9 protein-coding genes are annotated in these 12,481 nt (G+C 71.8%); 2 read left to right on the top strand and 7 right to left on the bottom strand.

What is annotated here, in order from left to right; translation table 11 throughout:
• Positions 1-110: 110 nt before the first annotated feature.
• The 4 genes from dnaG to AQI94_RS03060 form a co-directional block, all read right to left on the bottom strand.
• Complete coding sequence (gene dnaG, locus AQI94_RS03075) at positions 111-2,006, bottom strand: DNA primase (protein ID WP_031036536.1); 1,896 nt, start codon at positions 2,004-2,006, stop codon at positions 111-113.
• 29 nt (positions 2,007-2,035) lie between these two features.
• Positions 2,036-3,301 carry an NAD(P)/FAD-dependent oxidoreductase gene (locus tag AQI94_RS03070; protein ID WP_062229570.1) on the bottom strand — a complete coding sequence of 422 codons (1,266 nt, stop codon included), beginning with the start codon at positions 3,299-3,301 and terminating at the stop codon, positions 2,036-2,038.
• A gap of 134 nt (positions 3,302-3,435) precedes the next feature.
• Positions 3,436-4,677 carry a deoxyguanosinetriphosphate triphosphohydrolase gene (locus AQI94_RS03065; protein WP_031047051.1) on the bottom strand — a complete coding sequence of 414 codons (1,242 nt, stop codon included), beginning with the start codon at positions 4,675-4,677 and terminating at the stop codon, positions 3,436-3,438.
• Between the two features lie 109 nt (positions 4,678-4,786).
• Complete coding sequence (locus tag AQI94_RS03060) at positions 4,787-5,563, bottom strand: sirohydrochlorin chelatase (protein WP_031047047.1); 777 nt, start codon at positions 5,561-5,563, stop codon at positions 4,787-4,789.
• A 209-nt stretch (positions 5,564-5,772) separates the two neighbouring features.
• Between AQI94_RS03060 and AQI94_RS03055 the strand changes: the two genes are divergently transcribed.
• Positions 5,773-6,459: a SanA/YdcF family protein gene (locus AQI94_RS03055; protein WP_031047044.1), complete on the top strand. Its 687-nt coding sequence runs from the start codon at positions 5,773-5,775 to the stop codon at positions 6,457-6,459.
• A gap of 57 nt (positions 6,460-6,516) precedes the next feature.
• Here AQI94_RS03055 and AQI94_RS03050 read toward each other — a convergent pair whose 3' ends face one another.
• From AQI94_RS03050 to AQI94_RS03040, 3 genes are read right to left on the bottom strand one after another with little or no spacing between them, the layout of a single operon-like run.
• Complete coding sequence (locus AQI94_RS03050; RefSeq protein ID WP_031047041.1) at positions 6,517-7,284, bottom strand: enoyl-CoA hydratase-related protein; 768 nt, start codon at positions 7,282-7,284, stop codon at positions 6,517-6,519.
• A gap of 12 nt (positions 7,285-7,296) precedes the next feature.
• Positions 7,297-8,544 carry a ferredoxin reductase domain-containing protein gene (locus AQI94_RS03045; protein WP_031047039.1) on the bottom strand — a complete coding sequence of 416 codons (1,248 nt, stop codon included), beginning with the start codon at positions 8,542-8,544 and terminating at the stop codon, positions 7,297-7,299.
• Positions 8,541-10,076, bottom strand: coding sequence for an amino acid adenylation domain-containing protein (locus tag AQI94_RS03040; protein WP_031047036.1), 1,536 nt, complete (start codon positions 10,074-10,076; stop codon positions 8,541-8,543). The genes AQI94_RS03045 and AQI94_RS03040 overlap by 4 nt, the downstream gene beginning before the upstream one ends.
• 302 nt (positions 10,077-10,378) lie before the next feature.
• On the opposite strand from AQI94_RS03040, the gene AQI94_RS03035 reads away from it, so the two are divergent.
• Positions 10,379-12,481 carry a molybdopterin oxidoreductase family protein gene (locus AQI94_RS03035; protein WP_031047033.1) on the top strand — a complete coding sequence of 701 codons (2,103 nt, stop codon included), beginning with the start codon at positions 10,379-10,381 and terminating at the stop codon, positions 12,479-12,481.

The raw sequence follows: 12,481 nt of genomic DNA, 5'->3' as shown, positions 1-12,481 counted from the left end.
GGCGTGCGGTGACTTTTTGAGTCCGGTCCGTGACCGCGTGGTTACTTCACCTGACGAGTACGCGATCCGAGGGCCGTGAAACCACTTGAAAGGCGTACGGAACCGGACGCTCAGAGCGCGGCGGCGCCCTGCTCGCGCAGTGCCTGGCCGTACTGCTGGAGGACCCACAACTCGTTCTGCACGGCGGCCAGGTGGGCCGGGTCGCCGCCGGAGCCGAGGCGGATCAGGGTGCCCTGGACCTCCTGGATGCGGCGGTCGACGGCGCGGCGGCGGACCGTGACCAGCTGATCGCCCGCGTAGTTCTCGTCGACGGTCTTGCGCATGATCGCCTCGACGGCCAGCTCCGTGACCATCGCGCGGACCGCGTCGTCGGGGGCGGCCTCGCGGACCCGGACGAGGTAGTCCTGGGAGTCCTGGACGCCGTACTCGGCGCCGCCCGCGTCCATGATGGCCTGGCGTACGGCCGCGTAGGGCGGGGCGGTGAACTCGTCGATGCCGTACGCGTCGAAGGCCGGGGAGACCAGCTCGGGGCGCTGCAGGGCGAGCTTGAGCAGCTCGCGCTCGGTGGCGTAGACGGGGTTGCGCAGGGTGAGGGCGGGGCCGGAGACGGCGGGGCGGTGGGCTCCGTCGTACGACGGCTGCGGGGCGCGGCCGCTGGGTACTGGAGCTTTCCCCCCGGAACGCCGGTGGAGGTGGCCGACGCGATCCACCACGAACTCCGGGTCCAGGATCCCGACCAGACCGGCGAGTTCTACTGCCATCTCACGCCGTGCGGTGCGCTCCTTGATCCGAGCAGCTACTGGCGCTGCCTCGTCGAGTGCCGCCGCGCGGCCTCCGGGGGTCTCGAGGTCGTAGCGCCGGACGATCTGCTGGAGCGCGAACTTGAACAACGGGGTGTGTGGTTGGACCAGTTCCGTGACTGCATCGTCGCCCTTGGCCAGGCGCAGTTCGCAAGGGTCCATTCCGTCAGGGGCGATCGCGATGTAGGTTGACGCGGCGAACTTCTGGTCGTCCTCGAATGCGCGCAACGCGGCCTTCTGGCCCGCGGCATCCCCGTCGAACGTAAAAATGACACGTGCGGTGCCGTTGTCCATCAGCAGACGCCTGAGGATCTTGATGTGCTCGCCACCGAAAGCCGTACCGCAGGTCGCGATCGCCGTCGTCACGCCGGCGAGGTGGCAGGCCATGACATCGGTATAGCCCTCGACCACCACTGCACGGCTGGACTTCGCGATCTCCTTCTTGGCCAAGTCGATGCCGTACAGCACCTGGCTCTTCTTGTAGATCGCCGTGTCGGGCGTGTTGAGGTACTTGGGGCCGTTGTCCGCCTCGTAGAGCTTGCGCGCGCCGAAGCCGACGACGTCTCCGCCGATGTCGCGGATGGGCCACATCAGGCGGCCGCGGAAGCGGTCGATGGGACCGCGGCGGCCCTCCTGGGCGAGACCGGAGAGCAGGATCTCCTTGTCGCTGAAGCCCTTGCCGCGCAGGAAGCGGGTGAGGTGGTCCCAGCCCTGGGGGCTGTAGCCGACGGAGAAGTGCGCGGCGGCGGCCTGGTCGAAGCCGCGCTCGGCGAGGAACTGGCGGCCGGTGTCGGCCTCCGGGCTGGTGGCCAGCTGCTCCATGTACCAGTCGGCGGCGATCTTGTGGGCCTCGACCAGGCGGATGCGCTCGCCGCGCTGGTGGGAGGGGTTGTAGCCGCCCTCCTCGTACCGCAGGGTGATGCCGGCCTGGGCGGCGAGACGCTCGACCGACTCCGAGAAGGTGAGGTGGTCGACCTTCATCACGAACGTGATGGTGTCGCCGCCCTCCTGGCAGCCGAAGCAGTGGAAGAGCCCCTTGCTCGGACTGACCTGGAAGGACGGCGACTTCTCGTCGTGGAAGGGACACAGGCCCTTGAGGTTGCCACCGCCCGCGTTGCGCAGCTGGAGGTACTCGGACACCACGGCGTCGATCGGGACCGCGTCCCGTACCGCCTTCACGTCCTCGTCGTTGATCCGTCCTGCCACGCGTGAAGTCTACGGGGAGGTACTGACACCTACGGGACGAGGTTTGCGAGCGGAACGTGTGGGTCCGCCAGCGCCTCGGTGTCCACCTGAGCCTTGGACCGGATCAGTGCCTGGATCGGCTCCGTGACGTCCCACACGTTGACGTTCATCCCGGCCAGCACACGGCCCTGCTTCACCCAGAAGGCGATGAACTCCCGCTTCCCGGCGTCTCCCCGGATCACCACTTCGTCGTACGAGCCGGGGGGCGCCCAGCCGCTGTACTCCATCCCCAGGTCGTACTGGTCGGAGAAGAAGTAGGGCACCCGGTCGTACGTCACCTGGCGGCCCAGCATCGCGCGCGCCGCCGCCGGGCCGCCGTTGAGCGCGTTGGCCCAGTGCTCGACGCGCAGCTGGTTGCCGAACAGGGCGTGGTGGAAGGAGGCCACGTCGCCCGCCGCGTAGATGTCCGGGTCGGAGGTGCGCAGCTGTCCGTCCACGGCGACACCGCCGCCGTGCGCCCGGTCCGCCAGTGCGAGCCCGGCCGCCTCCGCGAGAGCCACGCGGGGGGCGGCGCCGACCGCGGCGAGGACGTCGTGCGCGGGGTGCTCCTCGCCGTCGTCGGTGCGGGCCGCGAGGACCATGCCGTCCTGCCCGACGATCTCCGTCAGTCTGGCCCCGAAGTGGAAGCGGACACCGCGCTCGCGGTGCAGCTCGGCGAAGAGGTTGCCGAGCTCGGGGCCGAGGACGGAGTGCAGCGGGGTCGACAAGGGCTCCACGACGGTGACCTCGGCGCCGTACTCCCGGGCCGCCGCCGCGACCTCCAGGCCGATCCAGCCGGCGCCGGCGATCACGAGGTGGCCGTTGTCCCTGCCCAGGGTGGCCAGGACGCCCTTGAGGCGCTCGGCGTGGGCGAGGCGGCGCAGGTGGTGGACGCCCGCGAGGTCGGTGCCCGGGATGTCCAGGCGGCGCGGCTCGGCGCCCGTCGCCAGCAGCAGCTTGTCGTAGCGCACGGCGGTGCCGTCCGCTCCGAAGCGGACCGTCTTCGCCGTGCGGTCGATGGCGTCCACGGTCTCGCCGAGGTGCAGCTCGATGTCGTTGCGCGCGTACCAGGCGGGTTCGTGCACGAAGACGCTGTCGCGCTCCTCCTTGCCGAGGAGGTAGCCCTTGGAGAGCGGCGGGCGCTCGTAGGGGTGGTCGCGTTCGTCGCAGATCAGTATCACGCGGCCGGTGAAGCCCTCCGTCCGGAGCGTCTCGGCGGCCTTCGCACCGGCGAGACCTCCTCCCACGATGACAAAAGTCTGATCCGCGTCGACCACTTGATGCCTCCTCGTAAAGGTGCCGCCACATGGGAGCGTCCCGCACGGTGCGTGAGGGGGGAAGAGGGAGTGGCCCGATCAGGCCACGGAGGGTCACATTCGGGCACCTTTCCCGTCACTCCTGCATAGGTGTTCTACACGTGCCCTGTAAGGCGCGCGTGAAGCGAGCGGGCGGACGCGTCGGTGAGGGACCCGATCTGGTCGACGATCACCCGCTTGCGCGCACGGTCGTCCGGCGCCCGGTCGAACAGCGCGCGAAACTGGGGGTCGAGGCCGTCCGGGGCGCGGACGGTGAGCGCCTCGGCCAGTTCCGCGACCACGATTCGCTGGTCGGCCCGCAGCCGCTCCTGCTCGGCGCGCTGCATGACGTACCGGTCGGCGACGGCCTTGAGGACCGCGCACTCCAGGCGGGTCTCATGCGGTACGACGAGTTCGGCCTCGTATCTCGTGAGTCTCCCGGTGCCGTACCTCCCGCGCGTGGCGGCCTCGGCGGACAGGCAGAAGCGGCCGATGAGCTGGCTGGTGGCGTCCTTGAGGCGGGCCTGGGCCACGGCCGAGCCGTCGTAGCCGTGCGGCCACCAGGGTTCCTCCTGGAGGCGGTCCAGCGCGGCGGCGAGTTCGGCGGGGTCGGTGTCCTCGGGGACGTATCTCCCCAGAGCGACCTCGAAGACCGCCCGGCGTTCGGGTTCGGCGTGCAGGCAGTTGGGGTCGATGTGGCCCGCGTGCAGGCCGTCCTCGACGTCGTGGACCGAGTAGGCCACGTCGTCGGACCAGTCCATGACCTGGGCCTCGAAGGTGGTGCGGGTGCCGGGGGCGTCCTTGCGGATCCAGTCGAAGACGGGGCGGTCGTCCTCGTAGACACCGAACTTCCGGGTCGGGTGCGCACCGCGCGGCCAGGGGTATTTGGTGGCCGCGTCGAGGGTGGCTCGGGTGAGGTTCAGTCCCACCGAGCCCTCCTCGGTGAAGCGCTTGGGTTCGAGGCGGGTCAGGAGCCTGAGGGACTGGGCGTTGCCCTCGAAGCCGCCGCAGTCGTCGGCGAACTCGTTCAGAGCCTGTTCGCCGTTGTGGCCGAACGGGGGGTGGCCGAGGTCGTGGGCCAGGCAGGCGGCCTCGACCAGGTCCGGATCGCAGCCGAGGGCCGCGCCCAGCTCACGGCCGACCTGGGCGCATTCCAGGGAGTGCGTGAGGCGGGTGCGGGGGCTGGCGTCCCAGGCCTGGCTGCGGGTGCCGGGCGTGACGACCTGGGTCTTGCCGGCGAGCCTTCTGAGCGCGGCCGAGTGGAGGATGCGGGCGCGGTCGCGCTGGAAGGCGGTCCGGCCGGGGCGCTTGTCGGGTTCTGGGGCCCAGCGTTCGGTTGACTGCGGGTCGTACAACATGTCTTGACAGTACGGGCAGGGACTGACAATTCGCCGGTGTGTCCGCGGGGATCCGCCGCACGGCGGGGGCGGCACCGCGGTGGCTTCGCGCGGCTGCCCGCGCCCCTGACTAGGCCGCCGTGGCCTGCGATGCCCAAGCCTGGTCGTAGCGGTGGACGATCAGGTCGGCCATGGCCGGGTGGGTGCCCAAGGGCGCTGACGCGATCCAGGGGGCCTTCTCCGCGCACTGCCTCGCGAACAGGCCCGGGGCGGTGAAGTACGACGCCACCGCGACCCTGTGGCGGCCCCTTGCCGTCAGGGCCCGGATCGCCGTGTCGACCGTGGGAGTCGCCGCCGAGGCGTAGGCGGGGACCACGGGGACCCCCAGACGGTCCGCCAGGAGCTGAGCCGTACGGCGGGTGTCCACCGCCGAGTCCGGGTCCCGGGAACCGGCCGCAGCCAGGACCACCGCGCTCTCGCGTCGGACCGTCTCGTCCGCCGCGGTGGGCCAGCCCGCTTCCACGAGGCGGGCGTGCAGGGTCTCCACCAGGAGGGGGTGCGGACCCAGCGGGACCGCCACGCGTGTGCGTGCCGGGGACGCCGCCGCCATCTCGGGGATGTCGCGCTTGACGTGGTAGCCACGGGAGAGCAGGAGCGGGACCAGGACCGCCTCCGCCGTGCCGAGGGAAGCCAGCGTGTCCGGCAGCAGGGGCTCGTTCAGCTCGATGTGGCCCAGGTGGACCGGCAGGTCGGGGCGCTGTTCGCGGACCCGGTCCAGGAGCTCGTGAACCGTGGCGAGGGTGCGCGGGTCGCGGCTGCCATGGGCCACCAGGACGAGCGCGGGCGGCTCGGGGCGGCGCCGGTCGTCGAGCGGTACGAGGCCGAGGTGGCTGCTGATCCGGTTCATACCACCGATGGTGACGGCCTGAGGTTGCCTCCCCGTTTCACGGCAATAACGCGTCCTTTCCAGTGGTTCACCGTGCGGGGTTCACCCCTGTGAGGACGCGTGACCTGCGCCTTCGTGGCCGTGAGTGAGCCTGGTCACGCGTCGGTGGGCGAACCGACCGGCCCGGGAGCACGTCTGTGTCTGTCGAGCGAGCGGGAAGGGACCGTCCGATGCGACTGCCGAGGGTACGCAGACCGCGCCTGCCACGCACGCGTGCCGGATGGCGCGGGCTCGTGCAGGCGGTGATGGCGCTGTGCGTGGTGGCGCTGCTGCCGTCGACCTGGATGTACGTGGTGACGGGCGACCGGCTGCGCACGACGGCCGACGTGCCGCGCACCGAGGTGGCCGTGGTCTTCGGGGCCGGGCTGTGGGACGGCGAGCCGTCGCCGTATCTCGCGCACCGGCTCGACGCGGCGGCGAAGCTGTACCGGGAGAACCGGATCGAGGTCGTCCTCGTCACCGGCGACAACAGCCGCGAGGACTACGACGAGCCCGACGCCATGCGCGCGTACCTGACCCGGCACGGCGTCCCGGACACCCGGATCGTCAGCGACTACGCCGGGTTCGACACCTGGGACTCCTGCGTCCGGGCCAGGAAGATCTTCGGCGTGGACAAGGCTGTGCTGATCAGCCAGGGGTTCCACATCCGGCGCGCGGTCGCCCTCTGTCAGGCGGCGGGGGTCACCTCGTACGGCATCGGCGTCGAGGCCAAGCACGACGTCACCTGGTACTACGGCGGCACCCGGGAGATCCTCGCGGCCGGCAAGGCGGCCCTGGACGCGGTGTTCCGGCCGGATCCGCGGTTCCTGGGGCCGAAGGAGCCCGGGGTGACGAACGCGCTGGCGTCGGCGCGCTGAGCCGGGCGCGGGCGGGCCCGGGCGCGGGGCACGACGGCCCCGCCCCCGGGCGCGCGGTCAGCGGCCGGTGAAGCGCGGGGCGCGTTTCTCCAGGAAAGCGGTCATGCCCTCCTTCTGGTCGGCCGTCGCGAACAGGGCGTGGAAGACGCGGCGTTCGAAGCGGATGCCGTCGCGCAGGCCGGTCTCCAGGGACTGCTGCACACACTCACGGGCCGCCCTGACGGCGGTACGCCCGTACGAGGCGATCCTCGCGGCCGCCTCCAGGGCCTCCGGCAGCACCCGGTCGTCCGGTACCACCCGGGAGACGAGACCGCAGCGCTCCGCCTCCCGTGCGTCCATCGTGCGTCCGGTGAGGACCAGGTCCATGGCCTTCGCCCGGCCGACCAGGCGGGTCAGGCGCTGGGTGCCGCCGATGCCCGGGATCACGCCGAGCTTGATCTCCGGCTGTCCGAAGACGGCCGACTCCCCCGCGACGACGAGGTCGCACATCATCGCCAGTTCACAACCGCCGCCCAGCGCGGGCCCGTTGACGGCGGCGATCTTCGGGGTGCGCAGATCGGCGAACTCCTCCCAGCCCGCGAAGTAGTCCTCGGCCGCCATGTCCACGGCCGACCTGCCGGCCATCTCCCTGATGTCGGCGCCGGCCGCGAAGACCCGCTCGGAACCGGTGACGACGAAGCAGCCGACGTCCTGGTCGTCGTCCAACGGGCGCAGGGCCTCCAGGAGTTCGGCCAGCAAGGCGGAGCTGAGCGCGTTCAGGACGTGCGGGCGGTGCAGACGGACGGTCACGACGCCGCCGTGCCGTTCCAACTTCAGATGGTTCATCGGCCTTCCTCTCTACGAGTCCCAGATCGCGCCGTAGGCGGGGATCCCCCGCCGCTCCAGACCGTGCACCACCTGCCAGGTCAGCTTTCTGTTGGAGATGCAGATGACGGCCTCGGCCCCGAAGTCCCGGTAGGCCTCGTAGGCGAGGCGCACCATGTCGGGCTTGCCGTGCCGGGAGGTGTCCCAGACCAGCGCGTGCGGCTGGACGGCGAGGATCTCGTCGACGAGGCCGTCGCCGTAGGTGGCACGGGGGTCGCGGGTCGCCCAGACCAGGCGGGAGGGCACCTCGGCGGCCAGGAGATGGGGCAGGCAGGGGCCGATGCCGCTGCCGGTCGCCACGTAGACCACCTTCTTGAACAGGACCTCGATGTTGGCGACTCCGGCGGTCGTGATGCCCTTGACCCAGACCTTCGCCGGCAGGTCGTCGATGAAGGCGCCCGTCCAGTCGCCGGCCCGGGAGATGGTGAGCCGGAAGCCGGGCTCGCCGGGTGCGGGGACGTTGGCGAAGGAGTGCCATTCCTTCAGCGGGCTGCGGCTGATCGCCGTGGAGGAGCCCGCGAAGGGGGTCTCGCCGTGGTCGAAGCGGGCCAGCACGACGTGCGAGGAGGGGCGTTCGAGGCGTACGGCCACCTTGCGCAGCCGTAGCCAGGGCAGGGCGACGCTGAAGGTGACGACCACGAGGAGGGTCACCTCGAAGGGGCCCGGACCGGCGAGGAGGGTGTGGGTCCAGAACAGGAGCAGGGCCGTCCAGCCGCCGAAGCGGTGGATCTTCTCGAAGTGGTCGTGGTGGCGCCTGCGGAAGGGTGGCAGGGCCGTGCCGACGACGAGTGCCAGGAGGGCCAGCAGGGTCCAGCCGACGACCAGGAGCGGGCCGTCGCGGGTCACGACCGTCAGGGCCAGGAACCAGGCCGTGCCCGCGAGGGCGCCGCCCACGTGCAGGCCGCCGAAGTGGTAGACCTTCCCGAGCGTCCAGCGCAGTTTCAGGGGCCAGCTCGTCGGCGCCGAGGTCGCCAGCCGGAACAGCAGGTTGATGACGTACTGCTGGCGGACGACGACGGCCAGGGCGAGGTTGACGAGGGCCGCGTGGCCCAGCGTGCGCGCCGACGGCACCCAATGGCCGTACAGGAAGAGGGCGTTGCCCAGCAGCACCAGTGCCGCGAGCCGGTTGTGGTGCATCAGGCGGGGGTGCTTGAGCAGTCGGCGGGGCCCCGGGACGAGCGGGGGCAGGTCGACGTCCTGCCGGTGGAGCGAGGTGGTCATCGGACCGCCCCCTGAAGGGTCGCCCGGTGCCCTTCCAGGGCCGTCCGCAGCAGTGCCGCCTTGTCGATCTTGCCTCGGTCCGTCTCGGGCAGGAATGGCATGGGCATGACAGTCTCGGGGACGCAGTAGTACGGCAGCGCGTCCGCGACCGCCCGCCGGGCCCGCTCGGGGTCGACGTCCGCCGGGCAGACGAAGGAGACCAGGGTGCGGTCGTCCCGCTTCAGGGTCACCGCGCGGGCGCAGCCCTCGACGGACTCCAGGACCGAGGAGACGGAGTCGAGCTCGACACGGAAACCGCGGACCTTGACCTGGTCGTCGGTGCGGCCGAGGTGTTCGAGCTCGCCGTCGGGGGTCCAGCGGCCGAGGTCGCGGGTGCGGAACATCCGGTGCTCGCCGCCGAGGAAGGGGTCGGGGGCGTAACGCTCGGCGTTCAGGGCGGGGTTGTCCAGATAGCCCGCCGAGACGCCGTCGCCGCCCGCCCACATCTCGCCGACCGCCCCGACGGGCAGCGGACGACGGTCGGCGTCGAGGACGTAGACCGTGTTGTTGGGGGTGGGACGGCCGATGGTCAGCAGCGGAGCCGATGGGTCGTGGCGGCTCATCGTGTTGACGATGGTCGTCTCGGTCGGGCCGCAGCAGTTGTAGAAGGCGGCCCGGCGCGCCCAGCGGTCGGCGAGGGGGCGCGGGCAGGGCTCGCCGGCGACGGCGACCGTCCGCACGCGCCGGCAGAGCGCCGGGTCGATGCCGGACAGGACGGTCGGGGTGGCGATCAGGACGTCGGCCGTGCGGGCCGTCGCCGTGAGGTCCCGGCCGCGGATGACGAGGGTGCCGCCGTGGGTGAGGCAGCCGAGGATCTCCCAGGCCGCCATGTCGAAGGCCACGTTGAGGAGGTGGGCCACCCGGTCGCCGGGCCGGATGCCGAGGCCGCCGGGTTCGGTGAGGAGGAGGCCCGCGACATTGCGGTGGGTGACCTTCACGCCGTTGGGGCGGCCGGTGGTGCCGGAGGTGAACAGGACGTAGCAGCCGTCGTCGGGGCGCACGGTCCGCGGGGGCGCGGCCGTCGGTTCGTACGGCAGCGGTTCATCGAGGGTGATCACCTGGGCGCCCCGGGGGACGCGGGACGCGTGCTCGGCGACGGTGAGGACGATCCGGGTGCGGGCCGTCCGCACCACGTGGGCGAGCTGGGCCGGGGGTGCGAGGCCGATGTCCTGGGGGACGTAGGCGGCGCCCGCCTTCAGGATGCCGAGCAGCCCGACGAGCATCGGGACGGAACGGCGGACGAAGAGTCCGACGTGGTCGCCGGGCCGGACGCCCTCCCGGACCAGCCGGGCGGCCACGGCGTCGGCGTACCGGTCGAGCTCGCCGTAGGTGATCGTGGCGCCGGCGTGTTCCGCCGCCACGGCACGAGGGGTCGCGGCCGCCCGGCGCTCGATCGCGCGGTGGACGAGCGGGTCGGGGACGGCAACGGTGGGTCCGTGGCCGTAGGCCCAGAAGAGATGCTGGTCGCGGGGGACCAAGTGGCGCAGAGACATGCTGGCGGAACCTCCTGGCTGGCTTCTCACATCACGGTGTGCCTGGCGCCAAGCTGGATCCGCTTTCGACTGTAGCCCCGGTTTTTCAACACTCAACGATGTGTGATCGGCCAAGCACGCGACGGAATGCGCCACATGTGGCGTCTTTCACATCGCAGGCAACTTCCGCGCCGCACGGCGGCGACTCTCAGGTGGGCGAGTGCGCGCCTCACCGGTTCCGGGCGCCGAGCGGGAGGTCGCCGTCTTGGGCGCGTAACACGGAGCCGTCCCCGGCGTAACACGGCCGACGCACGCTGAGGAGCATGCCGAACTCCGTGACGCCCACGCACTGCCCGTACTGCGCCCTGCAGTGCGGCATGAACCTGACCCCCGCCCCGGACGGGACCGTCGAGGTGAGCGAGCGCGCGGACTTCCCGGTGAACCGGGGGGCGCTGTGCGGCAAGGGCCGTACCGCGCCCGCGGTGCTCTCGTCCCGGGTGCGCCTGACCTCCCCGTTGGTGCGCTCCGGGGGCACGCTGGTGCCCGCGAGCTGGGACGAGGCACTGGACCGGATCGCCGAGGGGCTGTCCCGCACGCGCACGGAGCATGGCCCGGACGCGTGCGGGGTGTTCGGCGGGGGCGGCCTGACCAACGAGAAGGCGTACACGCTCGGCAAGTTCGCCCGGGTCGTCCTCGGCACCTCGCAGATCGACTACAACGGGCGCTTCTGCATGTCGTCCGCGGCGGCCGGCGGCATGAAGGCCTTCGGCCTCGACCGCGGGCTGCCCTTCCCGCTGGAGGACATCCCGAAGTCGGGCTGTGTGATCCTGGTCGGCTCGAACCTCGCCGAGACCATGCCGCCGTCCCTGCGCTTCTTCACCGAGCTCAAGGAGAACGGCGGCACGCTGATCGTCGTCGACCCGCGCCGCACCAAGACCGCCGAACAGGCCGACCTGCATCTGATGCCCCGGCCCGGCACGGACCTGGCCCTCGCGCTCGGGCTGCTGCACCTGGTGGTGGCGGAGGGCCGCACGGACGAGGCGTACATCGGCGAGCGCACGGTCGGCTGGGAGGACGCGCGGGCCGCCGCGATGGCCCACTGGCCGGAGTACGTGGAGCGGATCACCGGGGTCCCCGTGCCCCAACTCCGCGAGACGGTGCGGATGTTCTGCGAGCCCGAGTCCGCGATGGTGCTCACCGCACGCGGCCCCGAGCAGCAGTCCAAGGGCACCGACACCGTGAGCGCGTGGATCAACCTGTGCCTGGCGACCGGGCGGGCGGGACGGCCGTACAGCGGGTACGGCTGTCTGACCGGGCAGGGCAACGGACAGGGCGGGCGTGAACACGGCCAGAAGGCCGACCAGTTGCCCGGCTACCGCAAGCTCGACGACCCGGCGGCGCGGGCCCATGTCGCCGAGGTGTGGGGCGTGGACCCCGACTCGCTGCCCGGACCGGGGCGCAGCGCCTACGAGTTGCTGGACGCGCTCGGCTCGGACATCAAATCGCTGCTGCTGATGGGCTCCAACCCGGTGGTGTCGGCGCCCCGCGCGGCGCACATCGAGGAGCGCATCAAGTCCCTTGACTTCCTTGCCGTCTGTGACGTCGTCCTGTCGGAGACGGCGGCCCTCGCGGACGTGGTCCTGCCGGTCACGCAGTGGGCCGAGGAGACGGGCACGACGACCAACCTGGAGGGGCGGGTGCTGCTGCGCCGGCAGGCGATCACCCCGCCGGACGGCATCCGCAGCGACCTGGACGTCCTGCACGGACTCGCCGACCGCCTCGGGGTGGAGAAGGGGTTCCCGACCGACTCCGAGGAGGTCTTCGAGGAGCTGCGCCGGGCGAGCGCGGGCGGCCCCGCCGACTACTCCGGGATCACCTACCGGCGACTGGCGGAGGAGAACGGGGTGTTCTGGCCGTGTCCGACGCCCGGGAAGGACGTACCCGCCGGTGACCACGACGTGCACCCCGGCACCCCGCGTCTCTTCCTGGAGCGGTTCGCGCACCCGGACGGCCGGGCCCGCTTCGTGCCCGTCTCGCACCGGGCGATCGCGGAGGAGCCCGACGCGGAGTACCCGGTGCTGCTGACGACCGGACGGGTCGTGGCCCAGTACCAGTCCGGCGCGCAGACCCGGCGCGTGGACGAACTGAACGCCGCCGCGCCGGGCCCGTTCGTGGAGTTGCACCCGCGGCTCGCGGAGCGTCTCGGGGCGGCCGAGGGCGACCCGGTGGCCGTGGTCTCGCGGCGCGGGCGGGCCGTGGCCCCGGCCCGCATCACGCTGGGCATCCGCCCCGACACGGTCTTCATGCCCTTCCACTGGTACGGCGAGGGCCGTGCCAACACCCTCACCAACCCGGCGCTGGACCCGACGTCCCGGATGCCGGAGTTCAAGGCGTGCGCGGTGCGGCTGGAGACGGTGGAGCGCTAG

It is taken from the genome of Streptomyces pseudovenezuelae, from assembly GCF_001513955.1.
In the GTDB taxonomy this organism is placed as follows: Bacteria; Actinomycetota; Actinomycetes; order Streptomycetales; family Streptomycetaceae; genus Streptomyces; species Streptomyces pseudovenezuelae.
Note: the sequence above shows the minus strand (reverse complement) of the source record. Positions and strands in the feature narration are given on the sequence as shown.

What these genes read in the sequence shown, in the direction of transcription:
- AQI94_RS03065 (WP_031047051.1), bottom strand. Translation starts at nt 4,677, where the DNA reads ATGTTGTACGACCCGCAGTCAACCGAACGCTGGGCCCCAGAACCCGAC.
- AQI94_RS03060 (WP_031047047.1), bottom strand. Translation starts at nt 5,563, where the DNA reads ATGAACCGGATCAGCAGCCACCTCGGCCTCGTACCGCTCGACGACCGG.
- AQI94_RS03055 (WP_031047044.1), top strand. Translation starts at nt 5,773, where the DNA reads ATGCGACTGCCGAGGGTACGCAGACCGCGCCTGCCACGCACGCGTGCC.
- AQI94_RS03050 (WP_031047041.1), bottom strand. Translation starts at nt 7,284, where the DNA reads ATGAACCATCTGAAGTTGGAACGGCACGGCGGCGTCGTGACCGTCCGT.
- AQI94_RS03045 (WP_031047039.1), bottom strand. Translation starts at nt 8,544, where the DNA reads ATGACCACCTCGCTCCACCGGCAGGACGTCGACCTGCCCCCGCTCGTC.
- AQI94_RS03040 (WP_031047036.1), bottom strand. Translation starts at nt 10,076, where the DNA reads ATGTCTCTGCGCCACTTGGTCCCCCGCGACCAGCATCTCTTCTGGGCC.
- AQI94_RS03035 (WP_031047033.1), top strand. Translation starts at nt 10,379, where the DNA reads ATGCCGAACTCCGTGACGCCCACGCACTGCCCGTACTGCGCCCTGCAG.